Here is a 19,932-nt window from a genome sequence, read left to right on the forward strand (position 1 = left end):
CTATCTCACCTTTCTAAATTTGAAAAACCAAACAACTCCTCCAATCGCCATTAAGATTAATAAGGAAAAGCCAACCCAAATTTTATTATTACTAGAATTTGTGTTGCTATCACTGGAAACATCTTTTAAAGCAGATTGACTATTAATTTTTTCTTCTGTTTGAAGTGATTTTTCTTCTCCATCACCACCGTTATCCTCATCTTGATTTATAGAATCTTCAGATGACTTTTCATCTTCAGATTTGCTATCAACTTTTTCTTTTGCTTCTTCATCATTGGAGTTTTCTTTATCTCCAGAAGGTTTGGTTGAGGCATTCGCCACCTCTTTTACTTGATTTTCAGTGACTGATTTAGAATTTTCCTCATTGCCTTTTGCCTTTGTTGTTGTTGCGGTATTTGTTGAAGTGTTTTTACTGCTTCCACCGCTATTAGATGAAGTTGATGTCTTATTTGTTTGACTTTGAGTTTCTGTAGGTTTAGACACCGGCTTCGTTGTCGGTTTTGACTCTGGCTTAGGCTGTGGCTTAGGCTCAGGTTTAGGCTGAGGTTTCGGTTCTGGCTTTGGTTGTGGTTTTGGCTCAGGCTTAGGCTGTGGCTTTGGTTCTGGTTTAGGCTCTGGTTTAGGCTCGGGCTTAGGCTCTGGTTTCGGTTTCGCCTTCAAGATAGTTGTTACAGTTAGTTCCGCTTGAAAAGGCTCCTCGAAGATAGATATTGTGAACTTTTGGCCGCTTCTTGTTACTTCAGTAGTAACGTGGCCAACAACGTGAAAGTTATTAGCGCTTGCAGAATAAAAGCCGTTAACCAACCCATTGCAGGGACCGGTTGCATTTGCCCAGTTGTTTTCTGTATGAATATCCGATTGAATTGTCATACTGCAACTAGCCTTTGAACTTGCTTCTACGGAATTACTTTGAAAGATCCCTCCTATATTTGCAGCTAATAGTGTTGCTAACGTTGCCTTCATAAATTTTCTCATTCGTCTTCCCCTTCTTCCTCGAGATTTTTCCTCAATTTTAGTTGCATTCTTTTGTCTCAACATGTGTCTTCCCCCTATATTTTTTTCACAAAACAAAAACGGCTCTTTGGTAGAGGTTTTTAGGCAATAGTAAATAAATACTATTATCCTCGTAACTCTTAAGTCCCAAAGAACCGCTCTTTTTGTGAATCCGCTAACTCCAAAGTAGGAGATGCAATAAAATAGTAAAAGCTAACATTTGAGACTATTATATTAAATTTTGGAAGACTTTTCAAACATTGATTTGATATGAATACAAAAAAACCCGAACAAACGATTGAATAAGTTCAATCATTCATTCGGGTTTTTCCCGTTAGCCATATATTAATTTAATCATAATACATATGGGTATTATGGGTCAATTAAATAAGAGCCATTATTTATTTTTTATATTCATAAACCGCTGCCTGCCTTATAAAGCTCGAATCTCCGACAAACCAGCGGGGGCTTTCAGTACTAATAACTGCTATGACACTAGGACCATCAACAGTCTCCATAATCTTGAATTGGTCATTAACGTATGTAAAAGGATAGGTCCTTGGATAACTATCATCTATAAATTCAAGATGCAAAAGAAATATATCATTCTTATAAAAAGAACTTTCATTTGGTGTATAAACAAATCCGGAACCACTTTTAATATCTAAATTTTTTTCCAAGCTGGATTTAAGATTGTATATGGCCTTATCCTGATCAAAAACAATTCTCCCATTTCCCAGCTGCTCAGGATTGACAGCTAAGGCAGCATCATGAACAGCTAACTCTAGGGCGTTTTTAAGTTGCCTTGTAGCTGTTTTGTCAGCATCGAGATTAAATTGGATTTGAGTTATAAATGCGAATAAGAGAATAAATAGAATGGTTCTAAGTGTAGTGGCCATACAAATAACTCCTAATTAATATATTCACTTAAGATTTTCGTTTCCTTTTTAAAAGTACTTGGACCTTGATTAAAAATATCTAGGATAAAAATAAAACTTCTTGGGGCTTCGATACTTGCTTCTATATATTGGTTACGGGGTGTTAAAGATTGTGTGGCTGTTACCTTTATTTTTGATTCATCAAAGTTATACCTATCTACTAAAGTATCTTTCATTTCGTCAATAATAGCAGGAGTGAAGCGGCCTTCTATCGAGGCTTTCTTTGCACCTTCAGTGAGAACTACTTCTACTGCCTCTCTATGCAGGCTATCCAAGTAAGCCAGGATTGGAGCAAACATAATATTAATGACAATAAAAAGTGTCATCCATTCTCCTAATGTTTTGGACAATTTCATAACCTCCATTTGGACAAGAGGGAGGTTAATCTCCCCCTGCCCATAATTTTTGATGTTAAGGAGTATTAGTTGTATTACCAGCTCCGCTTGGGAGATTGCTATTTGCTCCAGTAATATCGTTTGAATAATTGGTTGTTTCGGATCCAATCATGTTATAGCCGATAAAGAATAGGAAAGCGCTGATAGATACTACCGTTACTGCAATTTTTAAGAAGGTGGATAAAGTTTGATTCATGTTTAAATTCCTCCAATAATAACTAATTTATTTAAATTTTATTTGGTGCTCAGTTTTCAGCATTTCTTCGTGATACTCATTTTTTTGCTTCAAAGAATCATAGGCAACTCCAAAGAGAAGTCCTGTGATAAGAATTACGATAGCTGCCATTAACATAAAAGTGGCTAATGATTTATTCATGCCTTTTCTCCCTATCCACTATTTGTTATGTAATCAGCAATGGAGTCTGAAAGGATGCTCATATCAGTAAACATGGCTCCGAAAATAAAAGCGCTTATCACTACTGCAGTGATGGCAATTTTCATAAATGTGCTTAGAGAATTATTTATCGACATCACCTCCTTAAAGGATTTTTAGGATATTACATTCGGGAAGATTTCAAAATAACTGATACCATTGTTACGATTACTACAAGGAAATTAAGGATTATCAGAAAATGAGTTATTTTAATGGGAATTCCTAATAGATCAGTAGTAATTTTTCTCTTTCTTCGATAGTTTTCAATTTGCGAACGAACAAACATATTATGCATTCCTCGTAAATGTCCCAAAGCGGTTTTTCTGTCTAAGTCATCTAAATTTTTAATAACACCTATTAACGCCTGGGACTCTTTTGAATTAAGCTCTTTTTCAAACTGCTCTAACGCTGCTTTTGGTCCTTCATCGTTACTCCAGGAAGTAAGAAGTTTTGTGAGTGGTTTGTCCAAAACAACGAAGTAGGGTTTAATATTTCGCAAGATATTATAGGTATTGATCCTGCTGATGTTCATCATTTCAATCTCGTTAATTAGTAAGTCATATAACATAAAAACTTCCGCGTGCTTTTTTGCTTGGTGGTATTCGATAACTCTCTTCATCAAATAAACAAACAAAGAATATGGGTTGCTTGGTGCAGCCAGGAGAGCAAGTAATAAGATGATAACAGCTGCTACCATTGTTAATTTTTGCGCTCCCCCATTAATGAGAATCGGGAGAATTACGTAGTATGTAGTTAGGAAAAGGATGAGTCCAAAAGTAACAAGATAGTATTTCAAACCATTAATACCTAAAGGATACTGAGCAAGCTTAAGCCATTCCTCTACTTTAGTTTCTTTTGAACTATAAACAAGCTTCTCTTTATTCTTTATTAAGCTATTTCTGAAACGGATTCGGGTTTGTACTCTTTCTGCTTGTGAACTTAATCCTGTATAAACCAATACACCGGCTAAACATGATAAAAGAAAAGAGAGTGTATACATTACATACGGAAGATATTTAAAGAACATTGTCTCAGCCAGGGGTAACACTCCTCTCCTTATAAGTCATTTTTCGGCCTTTTCAGGAATGCCGAAATAATAATGGAGAAAACAACTCCTAATAAACAAACTGAAAATAGTAGGATTGTCCATTGGCTACCAAACTGCAGTTTCCACCAATCCTGGGCACCAGAAGAATAGTACCCAAGGATAAGCGAACCAATAAAAACCGGAATGGTTAAATATCCGTTGTAAACAGAATCCATTGTTTGAGATTTTTCTTCTTCTAACATTTCTTCTGTTTCTTCCATCTGCTTTGTTAATACCATTAAGGCATTAAGAACCTTTTCGTTATATAGGTAAGCCTTTAAAATAATACTTCCTAAGCGTTTGGACCAGTTTGTCCCTGCTGTATAAGTAAATACCTGAACACTTTCACGCAATTCATACTCATTTCTTGAGACCTGAAGATCAGAAATTAACTTAACGATTACTTTCCTTAATTCTGGACTCCTAATATCTTTTTGAGTTTCAGATAAAGCATGATACATATCGTTATGCATTGCATTGTAATTTTGAGTAAGTTTTTGTACAATGTTCAGAAATTCCAAACTCATGAGATACCGTATTTTATTAAGTTTTAACCTTAAGAATAAATAAGGGATTAAAAGTAATAGAAAGCCAAACATCACTGATACAAAAATATCTCCAAAAACGAATAGGATAAAAACTCCTGATAAAACCCCTAATAGTGTTGAAAGAATAAGGAAAATTTCTACACTGTTTTCATTCCTTTCTTCACTAGTTGTTTTTATTAATAGGTTAAGATGTTTTAAAAGGGGATTTTTATATTCGTGAGTTCTAGACAAAACAGCTTTTGTTTTAACCTTCCGGATCCTATATTTGTAATTCCACTCATTTACCTTCGTTTTTATTGATGACTGCATAATTGTTTTAGCAGTCCATAATGACAGGCAGAGAAGAATTGCATATAGAAAGTAATTTACGCCAATTTGCCATATCCAGTGTAAGATGCTATCCATCTAGATTCTCTCCCAAAAGAGTATCTATAATTTGATCCTTTATTTTTAAGTAATCCTTCATTGGTGATTTTCTTTCTTTATCTTTTAAATGCTTAATGAGAATTTTTGTATCTTCTAGACTTTCAGCTGCCATAAGAGTCAATAAATCTTTTGTGATATTAGAAGAGTAGTAATATTTATCTGTTACAGGACTATATCGAACTAAATCTTGTGTCCGGTGAGCCCTTTTATCTTCATCCCAAATGATTTCGGTGACTCCAATAACTCGCTTTCTTCTCCTATCTCGATCCGCGCTCATGGTTACAATAATGTCAATATTACGCGCTACACGTTCCAATTCATTTGCAAAGTTCCGATTCGGAAACTCATCTAAAATATGTCGGGTAATCTGCGGTGCCACATTTTCTACAGATGTAAGGTGATAGGTCGAAAATGCTCCCCTTTCCCCACGTTCACAAGCTTGGAGATAGCCTTCAGTTTCAAGACTTCGTATTTCTCCAACAATGATATAGTCGTGCTCCATTCTTAGCAGTCTTGGGACAGCATGGTGGAGATCGCCTTCTTTGGCTTGAATTTCAAAGATAAGCCGGTCTTTAAATTGCTTGGATAAATCCAACTCAAAGTGCTTCTCCATTACAGCAGCAACATAGCTGGAATCCCGTTCTCTCAACATAGATTTCATAAAAGTCGATTTAGCGGACCGGACACGGCCGGCAAAGATTGTGTTTGCCATTACCCTGGATAATGCACGAAACAAGGGAATATCATCTTCAAGAATAGTTCCTAAATTAGCTTGTTCCTCAAGACTCATATTTTTTACAACAAAGCGGCGGAACATGATGTAATTTTCTTTCCCTCTTGGTTTTTGAATCATAGTGATACGGCTTCCGTCTTCTCTTTCTATTTCAAGTTCCGGTGTTTGTTCATTAATAACCGCATCTTTGACCCTCATAGTAAAAGCCCTTTTTATTCGTTCAACAGCCTCTACATCTTCAAATTCCTCTATTTGTTTTTTAAATTGACCATCAATATCAAGCCAAAGTTCTTTTCCACGTATGACGGCCGCTTCACTATTCGGAAGCTTGTCCCATTTGTGAAGGATACTGACTCCCCATACTTCATGAAAGATAGCTTCAGCAAGGGAATCATAAAAGCGAGGATACTCATTAGTGGTGATATTCTCGGTTTGTAAAACTTCATTGATCTTCGTAATAAAGTAAGACATGGCTTGTGCATCACCAATTACTGCTTTATGCTGCCGTTCCAACCAAATATTTTCATTGTAGTGTACTTCATCGAGGTCTTTTCCTTTTTCTCTGTTAGATTCTGAAACGGATCCATCTACAATAATGTCATTAAGTTGCTCCCGGACCTTTTGGTAGATATCCTTAAAGGACCTCTTTCTCGCAAAGGTTGTAATGTAATTCACTTTTAACCCTTTTTTTTGAACGGTCTCTGCCAACCAATCAGAAGAACTAAATTCTTTTTCGACTCCCAATTCCATTTCAATTTGCTTCAACGATAACCACCTCCTATTTCAAGAAAGAAAAGAATCTCTTTTTCTCATTCCGTTCTTCTATAAGCTGCTCTTTTTCGGTTAGCCTACATTCAGAAATAATTAAATTCGATAGCAGGTCTAAGTTTTTTGTATAATAAGAATCCGATACATCATATAGGAGCCTCTTTTGATATGCGGCCATCGCTCCTAGGTCCCCCATATCAGGCAGTGTGGCTACCTTGGTCATTCCGAGCTCTTCTTCTAATGCCTTTTCATTAATTAGCGTGTTGGCCGGTTGAAAACGATTAATAATCAACATAAAGTCGTCTGACGCACCACCTGTAGGCTCAATAAGTTGTTGGAAAACGTAAGGGAAGTAACCTCTATAACCTTTTTCTTCTTGATTTGTTACCAAAAAGCGTAAATTGCTAGATATATAGGATTGAACCGTTGGAGCGGTATCAAAATGAGTACCGGCATCGATTAAAATCACATCGAATAGTTGCTGAGCGACTTTAATAAGATGTTCAATTTCATTTGGTTGGTAAAACCGTTGCATCTTAATATCCCGGTTTCCTGCAAGGTGATAAAACCCATTTTGATGTGAAACCGCTTCTGAAAGCCTTGCTGGTGTTAAGTTTTGGGTCTTCAGGTCAACTTTTAAGTCATTTAAATAATGTCCGTTATAGTGATAAAAATAATCAGATGGATCCCAGCTGTTTAAACTTAGGACCAGGACTTTCTCTTCTATCTTATTCGAGAGTGACCGGGCAAGATTTAGGGTAGTAGTTGAAACACCCGCCCCGCTATGGGTACCGAAAAAACTGACAAGTCTTTTTGAAAGGTAATCATCTTTGTTTGTAATCTGATTAATAATTTCATCTACAACTTGATCCACTGTTGAATATTCGCTTAAGACCTTGACCTTATAGGCAGCACATAAGCGGGTAATATTTCGCATGATAATATCGCTGTTTACTCCAAGTGGTTTATAAAAGACTAAACTCTCCGGAAAAAGATCTCTAACTTGTTGTAAACTATCTAAATCAAAACTCTCACCATCTAATAAAATGGCATTGATTTCAACATTTGTTTTTGTTGCTTCGTCCATAATAAGTACTGTGGTGATTTCCTCATGTTTTTCAAACCGTTCTTTATAGATAGAGTTTTTTGATATCACTAATAGATTCATGGGATAATACTCTCCTTTAATGGTAAGTAATATATAAGCGGGCTCCCTTACCAAGTACCTCACCCATTAATTTTGTAAAGTCCTCTTCATCTAATATCACTTCCAGATCACTGATGGTAGAGGTAGCATCTAAGCGTTTATCCCCTTTGTTACCGTCAGCAGCAGATACGACTTCTTTATTGCCGGAATCCTTTACGTACACCACTCTTACATCCTTAAGGAATGGCTTAGTGTTGACTGAAGTATTGATTTCAACTTTTTCTTTAGACTCTGCCTCTTTTGAATCTGTTTCTTCCTTTGTTTCAGAGGTAACTTCGGGAGCACCGTTGGTAATAAGATTCGTTGTTCCATCCTGATTGACAAGATATATATCAATAGAGTCTTTCCTTCGCAATGAACCTGGTTGAGCATAAATCATTTCCTTTGTAATAGGGCGAATAGCTTCTCCTTCGGTTTCATCGGGAATCAATTGTTCAAAATCAATCATTTTAGTTGATATCATTGAGTTTCCTACGATATTGACGGATGAGTCCTGCCCCACTATTTGGTCCATATCTTGTGCAAGTACCACATCGTCAATTAGTGCCTCTTTTGGCCTTCTTTCTATAGCTAACTTATTTTTGGTTATACTTTCAGACTTAAGAATTTCTTCCCCAGCTTTCACAACGACTACTTCTGCTGAATCAATACGATCTTTTATATAAAAATCGTATACAAAGATAAATCCTGCAGTAGCCACGGAAGTGAATATTCCTAAAGCTATTTTGACTCCCGGCTTCATACAGTTGTCTCCTCTCCTTTGGATTCCGCTTTTTCAACACTAATTTTCTTATTAAAGAGCCCCTTAAATACTCCAGAAGCTTTCTTTTGTTTCTTAAGAAAATTACCAGGAAGGATATCTTCCAAAAGCGGCCGCAAACTTGATTCCAATTGTTTTTCGTAATCTTTTGTATCATTCAAGAATAATCCCTGGAACTGTGCTTGAAACACATCTGTTACTGGAATAGAAGGTAAATGGGTTATCATTTTCTCCAGGTAAAGATCCTTAAGCAATTCGTTTTTCATTAGAGCTTTATCAAATCGATTTCCTACCAATGAAGATTTATCAGACTGAAGCTGCTTTTGTAGAAACTCAATTGATTTTTCACTTGATTCCTCAAAATGCTGAATAAAAGGAATATCAGGTTCAAGAATGAAGTAAGCATGATCTGCAATGTCAAATACATCTTGATAGAGTTCGTATTGCCAGTCAGTACCAACATCCATTATGGTTACTGTCGAGTTAGAAGAAAACAGTACTTTGATAAGTACATCAAATGTAACGTCCTCCTCCTGATAAAGCGGTTCCTTAGTAGGGTGTTTGCAAATAATATCTACTTCTGATTTGCTCCAGTCATATATGCTTTTAATCTTTGGATCTATGTACTTGCTGAATTGATAGAATTTACTTTTGTACTCATCCGAATATAAATGTCCGAAAAATCGATCATAGGTATATGATTTTGAGAATGGAGACTCTACATAGGTAGTGGAAACGCCCATTTTCGCTAAGCACCTTGCCAAAAGATGTGAGATGAATGTGCTGCCACTTCGTTCAATCGGACTACCAATCATCACTAACTTCTTCTTTACGGGAATACCTACAATCTTTTCAGTATGGTTATGTACATGAAAAGTGTAGTCCCTCTTTATAGTGGTTTTGTTAACGACTTTTTGAACGACTTTCTTTTCTATTACCTTTTGGACAACTTGCTTTTGTTTTTCTGGGTTGAGGTTTTCATCAGCTTCACTTTCATTTTCGTTTATTTCTTCTTCATTGGTCTGGTGGTCAACTTCATTGACTTTAGAGGTATCTGAAAAAATATTTGATGAAAGGAACTTAGCAACTTTAGAGAATTGTGGTTTGGCTTTTAGCTGTTCAACAAAAACACTCAAATCAAATGAATTTGTATTGAAAATATCCATAATCCCTAAACTGACTATTGTTGAAAGGATAGGATCACCTTTTGGCCTTTCGCATAAATAAACGATACGTAAAGAGTCTTCAAACTGGATACGCATATCTTTGAGGAATGATATGAGCTCTTTGTCTTTCAATTCCTGTCGGTTATAATCACTTTCAAGGTAATAATCGTGTATGATTAAGATTTCTGGGGTTTCAATTTCAACAATTTCTTTAAGGAAACGTCTATGCAGCACTTCTTGGGAGGATAAGGTGAAATCCTCTGTATGTTGCTGAAACGTATTAATCAGTATGTCTGTATAGGATTTATCCCCCACAGCGATAAGCACTTTTCTAGGCATTTAAAAATCACTCCTGGAAAAAACAAAAAACCCGAAACGTAATCACCAACAATACCATGTAGTATTGATTGGAAATTAGGTTTCGGGTTTTTCCCGTTTTATTATAGTTTTTTTCAGGCCTCCTAATCTCTTAGAAGGCCCACACTAAAAAACTTTAAGAAAGGCTGTTGCTTCAAGGCTATAAAGCAACTGCGTTGTTGTAGTCCCATTGTATCACTCCGATTTGCTAAATTCAACCATTATATTCGAGTAGCTTGCAGTGTAAATCGCTTTGAAAGAAATTGTATAAATCGATCAACTATATCTGGATCGTATAGTATCCCCTTATTAGATAACAATTCGTGAACTACTACATCATGACATTTAGTATGCTGATAAATTCTTCCATTTAGCATAGTATCGTAACTGTCTATGACTCTTATCATCCGAGCAAGAAGTGGAATCTCTTTGCCCGCAATTCCAAAATACCCGCTGCCATCAAAGTTTTCATGATGATATTTAATACACATTGTATAATCTGGAGGAAAGACATCAAGCTTATAAAGTATTTTTTTACCGTAGTCGGCATGGTTTCTTATCTCTGCAAATTCACTTTCAGTCAAAGGTGTAGTTTTATTCAGCAAGGAGTAAGGGATTTTAAGCTTACCAATGTCATGAAGAAGCCCCAGCACAAAAATGTCTTGAGCATTACTAAATCCTAAGAAGTTGGAGAAAGCATATAATTCATCCCCTACCCAGAATGAGTGCATATACGTATCGAGACAGTGATGAAATAAGGCTGTAACAAGAGTGTAAGTTTCTTCTAAAAGCTCCTCGTTAATTTTCTCCACCTCCTTAAAAATCAAGTCTAATTCGTTTTAGGTCTTGCTTGTTCGGAATGTAAAAAGAAGTATTAAATCCACTTTCAAGAACATCCTCTTCGACACATACCCATATATTAAATGGGAAGGTATCCAGCATTAGTTCTTGATGTATATGATTCGCAATGCTAAGGGTGGAAGCAAATATTATGATATAGGAAGTATTATCAGGAAACTCACTTACTGGAATTCTTCCATAGTGTTCATAAATGTTTTTCCAATTGAATAGTCTTTCCTTGAAATACCCAATATAGTTTTGAGTCCCTTGAACTCGATCAATAAGAAAATTCATTTGACCCTGGGGAAACTCTATGATTGCCGCTCCTAATGGTCGGTTATTTTGATGGTTAGTAGCAATGATCGGATTCCACTTCCATTTTTTTAAGATGTTCATTTCCGCCATTAAACAGCGAAGTTCATTCATGGATACATATCGTTTGATTCCACCAACACCTAAAGAATCCCAACGATTCGCGTCCATAAAGAAATCAGAATTATAAAAGTGCTTTAAAAGCTTAAATCCGGCCATTCCCAAAGTAAAGGGAGCGGGTGGTTTTACTGAATCCTCTTCTCCGTGAATTCGTATTTTCCAGCGTTCAACAAACCCATTTCGGCGCAAGCGGTCTAGCCTTAAAGATGTTTGAGAAGAACTCATAATAGGCAATAGATACCTTCGTAATTGGTTTTCGTTTGCACAAATGGCATCACCAAGAACTTTTAAGAGTGTGAAATCCTTCTCGTCTAACCTACCCTTCGTAAAATGTTCTACAACACTTTCTAAATTAGTGTAAGGGTAGTATTTCTTCGGCAAGACCTTAGTGCCTTTAAGGAAGGGGTGATCCCATAAAGGCACTTCACCTTTCTTTGTTGTGAGTAATGGATACTCCTGTGTTACTCCTGGGTTAGGCTGGTCTTGAATAAGAGCTTCCATTATTCAAACAAGAACGCTCCAACGTCCCTGCGTTTCTTTTTACCCCTAGGATATCCAGTAATGACAACTTTGGCTCTCCGATTCTCTTTATCGATGCTTCGAATTGCGCAGCTTACCACATCTCCGACCACTGGCTCCTCCAGATAATTAGGTTTAACGCCTTTTACTTCTAATCCAACATCCAGTTGAATGAAGATGCCGTGAACAGCGTCTACACCTGAAACTTTCCCAGCGATTGCATTTCTGGATTGTAACGATTCTAGTTTTTCATATGGATCTTCCATTGTATGACGACGGCTGACACGTATGGTATTGCGCTCTTTGTTAAATCGGATAATCTTTACTTTGATATTTTCTCCGCGGTGAATTTGTTCTTCAATACGTCTTCCCCGCTCCCAGCTGTAATCGTCTGGGTACATAGTGCAATCAACACCATTTACACGAACGAAAATTCTTCTAGTTCTTCTATCAAAACCAGTTATCGTTCCATCAAACACAAATTCATGCAATTGGTCAGTTTCTTCTAAAACCTCAAGCTGGCTTAAAAATTTTGCCCTTTTAATCTCATCTGCCTTTTTTATGCTGACAAGTAAAATTTCTTGTTCTAAATCCAGATGGTCGATGAGGAACTCCTGCATCGTACCTGCAAATCCATTTAGGCTACGGAACTCATGTGATGAGAATTCATGTGCCGGGCAATAAGCTGTTACCCCGTTTTCAAGCATTAGATAAGCAATTTCAGTCTCTTTATTTACATACTCTTGAGAGTCAGCGTCCAGGACCCTTGCTTTAATTACTCCTACAGAGGTAACAACCCCTTTAACAATCTCTTTATTTCTTTTATATCTTGCAAGATCATCTAGCTGCTCTTCAGATTTCCAAGATTTTGTTGTGAGTTCTTCCATTTGTATCCCTCCTGATTTTAAAAAGGCAGGTAAGCAAACAAAAAAAGTCCCCCAAAAACGAGAGTAGTGTAGTACTACTCTGGTTCTTGGGGGACTCCCATTTTAGAATAATTTAATTTTCGCTCTTGCTACCTTACCAAAAGTGTATACTAAGCGTTATAGATTTGGCAATAATTAATTTACTATAATTAACTATATTACTACTTTATTCCTCAAATACACTGAATAGAATTTCAGCCTTTTTAGAATTGTTCTTTGCTTCTTTGTCTGTTTCAGAAGCTACAGCAACCTCTGACTTTGCGGGTATTTCACTTAACTCTTTTAGTAATTCGTTTTGAAGCTGTTCCTGCTTTTCGCCTAATTGAGACAGTACTGGTCGCTGCACCTCTTTATTTGATATATTACTGTCTGACTCATGAGTTATGTTTATGCGCTCCTTTGGTAAACCCTGTGGCATTTCTTTGGACAAAACATTGACAGTGGGTTCACCATCATCGCTACTTAGAATAACACTACTAGAAGGAGGTTCTGTTTTGATATCTTCTGAATTAGCGGGACTTAAAGGAACAATCGGCTCTATTGCGTCAGTATTCTTTTTTAAATCTTCCGGAACAGCTTCTAATTTGTCACTTGAAACTCCAGCTGGTATTTCAGCCTCTGGGTCCGAGTCTTTTTTATTAAAAATTGGTAGTGTAATAGGATGATCATTACCGGGATTTAGTAGAAGAGGTTCTGCCTGCTCAATGTCCGATTTCTCTAATTCTTTAATAACCTCTTCTTCATCTAATACTTCAAATTCTTCGAGAGTTTGATTCTCGGTTAACAAAACTATGCCCTTTCTAGACTCTAGCCATGTTTTAGCAGCTTCTTCATTTACCTGGATCACGGCCTCGTTAAATTCTTCCTTTGGAACAAAGTTTGCATCAATTTGCATAACCGGCACCGGCTTATTATTAGCAACAATTTTAACTGCACATTGGAATGGATTCTGGAAAATGATATCGCTTGGAGATAGGATAGCCTCCTTTTTCTTCTGATAGGAATTCCCAACCCGTAACATAGGCTTTTCTTGCAGTGGGCTGACTGCTTGTTCATTTACTCCTTCTTCAAATCTTTCAACCTCCCCGAATATTTTTGAGAAAAGTTGAGCATCAAAATCAGGAATATCCCCGTAAACCATTTTGTGTCGTAAGGTACCTAGCAAAGTATGCATATAGGTTTCTCCATACTTATCCGCTAGCTGGGCAACAGTTTGTGCTACAACGGTAACAATAACTTTATATTTACGTGACTGAGCTGGAAACTCTTTGAATGGTTGATAAATGTAATCTGGAAATTCATCTACTAAAATATGATGAAAGTTTGATATATTAGGTTTCCTTCTGAAAACTGCATTCTGAAGACTCAACAATACGAGTTTACCTAATACGTTGGATAGGCCGCCGAGTTCTCCCTTGGCCGAGTTCACTAGTAAAACACCGCCTGATTCTAGATGGCGGTCAAATGAAAAATCAGATTTCCCAAATAATACTCTTCGTATTAACGGGCTTGCCCCTATGTCGTTAAGAATGTTTCTTAAACCCTGTACATACTCCGCTTTAGCATCGTAATATTCTTGCTGCCCACGAAACTCCCCTTCTTGGACAAGTTTTGGTACGTTTCCTTGACCTGCTCTTTCTGTTTTCGGAAGAAGGTTTGTGTCAAACCATTCATCTATCTGTTTTACGATAGCCCAATGATTCCGCTCATCACGATCTTCCATCAGGTCCACATTTTCTGGGAAGGTCTTTTTAAGTTTCTCATGCATTACACGAACAAGGTTAGGATTATCGTACATTTTTAACAACATGTCGAAAGTAACTTCTTGTTCAGGCTCATGCAGTTTTAGTAAATAGATATAGTGCTTTAAATGGTTCCTTTCACTCTGTTGGAAAAAGAAGTTTGCCTGACCGCCTTCTGCTAGACCCTCGATAACCATAGCGAAAGCTTCAGCCACTTTATCAACCGGTCCTTCCATAGGATTTATAGATGGAGTATTCGGATTTGTAGGGTCGATGTAAAATACTGACTCCTCTGGGATGCCATGTGCTTTTACTAACTGAAATGCCTTTTGGCAAAGGTCGTTTGAAGGCTCTATTATGCTTACTCCATTTAGGTACATACCCTTAACATCTTCCGTATGGAAGTCCTCCCTCTGATACAGAGAAGGATATTCATTTATGTAGCGGCTCATCCAATGTAAATCCTGATTAATTATAGGTAGAACCAAAGCAGCGGTTTTACCTGTACCGATACTACCAATTATGACATTGTTGAGAGTACGGTCCTTACCTGGTTGGACAACCATTTCTTTTGTGTCTGAGTCTGGGCCCAATACCACATCTGGCCATAGTTCCTTTTTGCTAATCTTAAAGAATTTTTGCAGATGAACATTCTTGTATTCATATTCCCAAAATGCTTGATTAAGTTCCTTTGAATATTGTGAGTACTGTCCAAATAGCCATAGCATACTTACGCAAGTAATTGTAGTAGGAACGAACATAACTGTTAGAAGCAATGTTTGAGTGTCACCCACCGCAATTTCTAACCATATACTTTGAACATCCATTTGATTTATGCGATTTCCTAAATACGGGATCAGGGTGTTATATACTGGTGCACTAATCAACCAAAGGAAGTGAAAAAACATTCCTAAAGCCATATTTCCAAACCAAGCAATTCTCCACCTTTTCGTTTGAAATGCTTTAAACTTTGTACTGATTAGCCATCCCACTATAAGACAGATTGCTGATAACCAGAAACCGATTCGGCCAGGTTCTGTAGAATCACCAAATAAAATAAATGATGGTACCACACCTTTAAATTGAGCAGACATTAAAAAGAAATAATTTATGGTTGCCCGGATTGTTAGATACAAAGAGAGAATACCCAGTATTGAAACGGCAATGCCCGGCAATTTTAACAGCAGTTTATCCCTCATAAAGCAACACCTTCTTCCTCTTAAATTTAGAGGTTTGCTGATAAAATGTTGATCCGTCAATACTATTTCTTTGTAGCCTTTCTAAAGAACTGAAATAGACATGATTTAACTCCCAAAGGTCACCCAGATTATCATGCAATCTCTCCTCTTCTGTTTGATAGATAGCAAGGATTCCATCGACATGACTTTTATAACGGTCTTTTTCTAAAAGCCAGTTTAAATAAGCAAGTTGGTCCAAGGACTTTACGCAGCCTTCATCCATTACTTTGATTAAAAATGTTTTTACCTTCTCTCCTTCTCTTTTCATGTCAAAATGGCCGTCAGCAAAATATGAATTTAATACGTTTCCGGTATAAAACTCTTCAGGTAGCCTTTTTACCATTGAAACATTGAGGTGTTTATTAGTTTCTAAAGCTCCAATACTTTCATTTAGTACATAGGAATGTTCCTTAGTCTTTCCTGTTAGTATGTTATAAGCTACTTTCCCTGCTCTGCTAGAAGTGACCACATGGAAATGAAGGTTAGGAATGATATGAGCGCTTGCCCTAATAACATATTCTTTTATTTGGCTTACACGCTTTTTACGTTCTTTTGGCCGATCTTCCACATAGCATAGGATGTCATCATCTGCAGAATCTATAGGGGCAATCAATATATGATGGTCTTTATGTTCTAAATTCTGAGCATTATATTCTACATACCTTTTAACTTTGTCGATGATAGTATTTGCTCTTTCATGCCCGGTATCCGATTCAATATTCAGTATTGATGAATCACTGTACAAAATCCAATCCGGTTCTACTAGAGTTGGTATTTTTAAGAGATTTTTTCCTTGTTCTTTATAAGCCTTCTTCACTTTAGTGTCATAGTAAGGAGTTTCTAATGGAGGAATTGAAGTAAACCTACCTCCCTTTTTATAAAACTCTAAATACGTTCTTATAACTATTTCTCTTGTTAAAAAGAAGTGATCAGCCGTTTTAGGATTTGGCAGCTCTACCAAAGGATAAGTTGAATTATGGATAACCCCTTCATTTACTAAAATATCAATTCCATTCTTATTCATCTGTACACATCTTAATTGGACCTTCTTCCTCCCGCTATAAACTTGTGTTTTGGTAATCTTAAGCTCGTTCCATTTCTGAAGCTTCTTGTAGACAGCACTCTTTTTCATACCATATGCCTTTAAAAGAAAGAACCTTACTTGTGAGACAGTTACTGATTTATGTAACCATATTAGCTTTAATAATTCTTTATCCTTTTCAGTTATCCATGCCCTACCATTATTGTAAGTATAGATAGACTTCTCACTCACCACTTATAGCCTCCTTTCTATGAGATAAAAAAAGACCCCGAACAAACCAAGCCTAAGCTTAGTGAGTCCAGGGTCGTCCCTTTAGATATGAAATTTCGACCTGAGTATACCATTTTATATAAGAGCTGGCAATAAAATATCGTGATATCTAGCGAATGATTATACAGGGATATACAAAGAATGGTGACCTTCGTACTTAATAAGTTTTGTTATGAAATAGCTATATTTTAGGGTACAAATCGATGTTGTAAAATCAATAGAATTCAGTCTCAATCCTTTAACTTAAACGGGGTGAAAACACGGTAAGAACTCACACTTGCTTTGGAACCCGTATTTACTATAATACCTAGACTTCAAAGAACTTTTATTGGTGTACCATGGTGGAAAACTTTTGGTGGAACGATAATCTTTCCACCGCAACCTTTCCACTGGTATGCGGAACTTTACTGATTATGTTATATCTTGAGGACTAAATATAAAATCATGGATTGAATGAAAAAGTGAATACCCCTATGTAAAAGATGGTTAGGAATCCTTTCGAGACCTCCCCACTACAGACAATCTCTTACAATCATTTTCCTTCTAGCAATGTCTCCCCGGCATTTAATACTCCGTATTCCAGTAATCGTATAAAACAATTGCTGTTTTTACTTAAAAAAATTTATTTTAATGATAATGCTAGTACATGAGCTTGAATGAACCTGAATGATTGCTAGACAACGGTAAATATGTAAGTTGAATGAATTTGAATTGTGATCGAAGATGATCTGTCTTCCCTTTTTAAACAGAACTAAAATGAATTTAATGATACGAAAATGAAATATGGGGGACTTTATTATGTAAATTTTAAGGTTCATAATTAAGGTACACAATTGCGGTACACATCGAGCGTTATTGGAGGGTACGTTTTTTCAGGAATCAAGCTGTCTGAGATTTGTGTTGTGTACCACAATTAAGGTACACAAGGATGGAAGGAAAGTACATTTATTTGAGATAATAAAGTATATATATTGCATTTATTTGGCTTGTTTTCTATAATGTTCCTTAAAGGTACACAAAAGAGGTCTTTTTAGGTTCATAAGGTGGTGAAGGAATGAGTGAACTTGAAGCTAAGAGTTTCAGAGACTTAGATGAACTGGAATACGATAATGACACACTGCGATTCCTTAGAAAAAAGCTAGATGACTTTACTATTGACGTATTTAGGCAGGTCGTGAAAGAAAACAAGATACATAGAGGCCTTGTTAAGACTAGGTTAGATAACTTTCATAGCAAACGAAAGAAGTATGATTCCGCTTTTTTGACTCTTGAAGCTCAAGGGTTCGTTGAGAAAAAAGAAGACGGAACCGCGACTCCCTATTTTGTTACAGTAAGAGGCAAACAATTAGCCCAACTACTTTATGAAGAAAAGTTAAGGAAGGAGCAACACATATGATGATTAAGACTTTTGGAGAAAATGAAAAGTTAGGTGCAATTAAAGCGCTGCTATCCCCACATTTACTATCTGATGAACTAAAATCTGAAATGGATCGTTATCCTTCACAAGCAATTATTGGTCTTGGACAAGGTGGTGGCCGAATCGCTGCTGAATTATCAAGGTTTGGTTATCCAACTTTCTTACTCAATTCATCAAAATCAGATATGGAAGAACATAAAAATTTAATACCGGAAACTCATAGGATTGTAACTTCCAGTAAAGACTTTCCTGAACTTGAAGGTACAGATAAAAATGCACAGCTTGGATTTGAAATCGCTAAAGAAAATGCAGACTTATATAAAAAGGTCGCACTTGACGATGCAGTACAGGACTCAGAGTTCGTTTGGGTATGTGTTAGTTTAGGCGGCGGGACTGGTAATGGAGCGCTAAAAGTAGCATTAGCTTACTTGTCAAAAGTTAGAGAAAACAGAGCCCTACCAGGCGGGAAAATTCCTTTAGGTGTTATTTGCTCCCTGCCTTCTTCTGACGAAAGAGGTTCTGCATTTAGAAGGAACGCTCTTGCTGGTATTAGTGTAATTCAGCAGCTTATGAATGAAAACAAAATGGGCGCTGCTGTAGTTATTGATAATGAAAAAATGAAAGACTATTACGCAAATAGCCCTCTCAAAACTTACGGAGGCCTTGAAATTGATGCTAAATCCTATAGCAATATGGTGATCGCAAGTGCTTTGGCAGAGATTTCATCTCTACCTCTTTTAGATGGACGGTCCGTATTTGATAAAACGGAACTACTTACTACCTTATCAACTCCAGGCTGGCTATCTATATCGAAGCACAAGGAACTGAGAAACGATGAAAATATCGAATCTGTTATAGGAAATCTATTTAATAACAATGAAGTACTGGCTAGTTATAAAGTTCAAAATGCAGTGGCTGGTGCTGTAGCAGTTCTATATCCTTCTTCGAAGAATATATCACCTAAGATTGCAGATGATGTTTTCAGATATACTTCTGACTTGCTTGATACCAAAGTAAACTTATCAATATCTAAAAATAGCAAATTGGAAAACCTTACTTTATATGGCCTTGCCGTTTACCCTTCTCCCTCTGTAAGAATTCAACAGTTAAGAGAAGAATTATCGCAGTGGGAACAGTTAGAAAAAGAACAAGAGGAAGCTAAGAAACAAGCTTCTTCAGCACTAGGGTTAGATGAATTTGATGACTTCTTTTCTTCTGGAAACACTACAGTCCGACGGAAAAAGATGACTTTAGATGATCTAGAATTTGAGGATAATGAGAATAAGCCAAAGAAAGCTAAAGTTGCCGATTTGAATGATATTGATTTTTAAAAAGACAAGCCTTCTAGGCTTGTTTTTTTGTATTTATTCCTCCAAACTTTGTGTACCCCTTTTATGTACCTAAAAGGACCGTAAACCATCAATCCCTCGTGTATCAACGTTTTATATGTGTACCATAATTAGCAACCTCAATTGCGGTACATATAAAATTATTTTTACCTTACTAATACGGTTATTACTATAAGTTAAAATCAAAGAATGCCCTTAAGTTATGTTAGGTTCGCTTTGAAATTCAAAGAAAAGACTTGTGCTGGATCCAAGACGCAAAAAAAGCTCTTAACCTGGATAAAAACCTAGTAATTCACAAAATTCATCTTCACTCAACATAACACGGACGATGTTTCATCATTCATTC

19 protein-coding genes are annotated in these 19,932 nt (G+C 36.6%); 2 read left to right on the forward strand and 17 right to left on the reverse strand.

Features of this window, described 5'->3' with window-relative positions; translation table 11 throughout:
• The 17 genes from M3205_RS04515 to M3205_RS04595 all read right to left on the reverse strand — a co-directional run bounded on the left by M3205_RS04515 (window position 1) and on the right by M3205_RS04595 (window position 16,781).
• Complete coding sequence (locus tag M3205_RS04515) at window positions 1-1,038, reverse strand: hypothetical protein (RefSeq protein WP_251168839.1); 1,038 nt, start codon at window positions 1,036-1,038, stop codon at window positions 1-3.
• A 356-nt stretch (window positions 1,039-1,394) separates the two neighbouring features.
• The gene (locus tag M3205_RS04520) at window positions 1,395-1,892 is read right to left on the reverse strand and encodes a peptidase M23 (RefSeq protein WP_251168840.1); all 498 of its coding nucleotides are present in this window, start codon (window positions 1,890-1,892) and stop codon (window positions 1,395-1,397) included.
• Between the two features lie 11 nt (window positions 1,893-1,903).
• Window positions 1,904-2,281 (reverse strand): hypothetical protein, encoded by a 378-nt coding sequence (locus M3205_RS04525; RefSeq protein ID WP_251168841.1) that lies wholly within the window; start codon window positions 2,279-2,281, stop codon window positions 1,904-1,906.
• A gap of 61 nt (window positions 2,282-2,342) precedes the next feature.
• Window positions 2,343-2,522: a hypothetical protein gene (locus M3205_RS04530; RefSeq protein WP_113885160.1), complete on the reverse strand. Its 180-nt coding sequence runs from the start codon at window positions 2,520-2,522 to the stop codon at window positions 2,343-2,345.
• Between the two features lie 27 nt (window positions 2,523-2,549).
• Window positions 2,550-2,702 carry a hypothetical protein gene (locus tag M3205_RS04535; RefSeq protein WP_166672553.1) on the reverse strand — a complete coding sequence of 51 codons (153 nt, stop codon included), beginning with the start codon at window positions 2,700-2,702 and terminating at the stop codon, window positions 2,550-2,552.
• A gap of 11 nt (window positions 2,703-2,713) precedes the next feature.
• Window positions 2,714-2,857, reverse strand: a complete 144-nt coding sequence (locus M3205_RS04540; RefSeq protein ID WP_251168842.1) for a hypothetical protein — start codon at window positions 2,855-2,857, stop codon at window positions 2,714-2,716.
• A 26-nt stretch (window positions 2,858-2,883) separates the two neighbouring features.
• Complete coding sequence (locus tag M3205_RS04545; protein ID WP_251168843.1) at window positions 2,884-3,786, reverse strand: hypothetical protein; 903 nt, start codon at window positions 3,784-3,786, stop codon at window positions 2,884-2,886.
• A 29-nt stretch (window positions 3,787-3,815) separates the two neighbouring features.
• Window positions 3,816-4,703 (reverse strand): hypothetical protein, encoded by an 888-nt coding sequence (locus tag M3205_RS04550; RefSeq protein ID WP_251168844.1) that lies wholly within the window; start codon window positions 4,701-4,703, stop codon window positions 3,816-3,818.
• An 88-nt stretch (window positions 4,704-4,791) separates the two neighbouring features.
• Window positions 4,792-6,318: an ATPase, T2SS/T4P/T4SS family gene (locus M3205_RS04555; protein ID WP_251168845.1), complete on the reverse strand. Its 1,527-nt coding sequence runs from the start codon at window positions 6,316-6,318 to the stop codon at window positions 4,792-4,794.
• A 13-nt stretch (window positions 6,319-6,331) separates the two neighbouring features.
• The gene (locus tag M3205_RS04560; protein WP_251168846.1) at window positions 6,332-7,489 is read right to left on the reverse strand and encodes a P-loop NTPase family protein; all 1,158 of its coding nucleotides are present in this window, start codon (window positions 7,487-7,489) and stop codon (window positions 6,332-6,334) included.
• Between the two features lie 16 nt (window positions 7,490-7,505).
• Entirely contained in the window at window positions 7,506-8,270 is a 765-nt protein-coding gene (locus M3205_RS04565) for a hypothetical protein (protein ID WP_251168847.1), read from the reverse strand.
• Window positions 8,267-9,793 (reverse strand): hypothetical protein, encoded by a 1,527-nt coding sequence (locus tag M3205_RS04570; RefSeq protein WP_251168848.1) that lies wholly within the window; start codon window positions 9,791-9,793, stop codon window positions 8,267-8,269. The genes M3205_RS04565 and M3205_RS04570 overlap by 4 nt, the downstream gene beginning before the upstream one ends.
• 239 nt (window positions 9,794-10,032) lie before the next feature.
• Window positions 10,033-10,623 (reverse strand): HD-GYP domain-containing protein, encoded by a 591-nt coding sequence (locus M3205_RS04575; protein WP_251168849.1) that lies wholly within the window; start codon window positions 10,621-10,623, stop codon window positions 10,033-10,035.
• 4 nt (window positions 10,624-10,627) lie between these two features.
• The gene (locus M3205_RS04580; protein WP_251168850.1) at window positions 10,628-11,584 is read right to left on the reverse strand and encodes a hypothetical protein; all 957 of its coding nucleotides are present in this window, start codon (window positions 11,582-11,584) and stop codon (window positions 10,628-10,630) included.
• On the reverse strand, window positions 11,584-12,489 hold the full coding sequence (locus tag M3205_RS04585; protein ID WP_009336099.1) for a S1 RNA-binding domain-containing protein: 906 nt from the start codon (window positions 12,487-12,489) through the stop codon (window positions 11,584-11,586). Before M3205_RS04585 ends, M3205_RS04580 begins: the two co-directional genes overlap by 1 nt.
• Window positions 12,490-12,694: 205 nt before the next feature.
• A complete protein-coding gene (locus M3205_RS04590; protein ID WP_251168851.1) occupies window positions 12,695-15,469 on the reverse strand; it encodes a type IV secretory system conjugative DNA transfer family protein in 2,775 nt (924 codons plus the stop codon).
• A complete protein-coding gene (locus M3205_RS04595; protein WP_236566287.1) occupies window positions 15,459-16,781 on the reverse strand; it encodes a hypothetical protein in 1,323 nt (440 codons plus the stop codon). Before M3205_RS04595 ends, M3205_RS04590 begins: the two co-directional genes overlap by 11 nt.
• A 1,093-nt stretch (window positions 16,782-17,874) precedes the next feature.
• Between M3205_RS04595 and M3205_RS04600 the strand changes: the two genes are divergently transcribed.
• Together M3205_RS04600 and M3205_RS04605 are read left to right on the forward strand one after the other, a co-directional pair.
• The gene (locus M3205_RS04600; RefSeq protein ID WP_009336102.1) at window positions 17,875-18,216 is read left to right on the forward strand and encodes a hypothetical protein; all 342 of its coding nucleotides are present in this window, start codon (window positions 17,875-17,877) and stop codon (window positions 18,214-18,216) included.
• Window positions 18,213-19,568 (forward strand): FtsZ/tubulin family protein, encoded by a 1,356-nt coding sequence (locus tag M3205_RS04605; protein ID WP_251168852.1) that lies wholly within the window; start codon window positions 18,213-18,215, stop codon window positions 19,566-19,568. The genes M3205_RS04600 and M3205_RS04605 overlap by 4 nt, the downstream gene beginning before the upstream one ends.
• The last annotated feature ends 364 nt before the right edge of the window (window positions 19,569-19,932 follow it).

It is taken from the genome of Cytobacillus firmus, assembly GCF_023715565.1.
GTDB lineage: Bacteria > Bacillota > Bacilli > Bacillales > Cytobacillaceae > Cytobacillus > Cytobacillus firmus_C.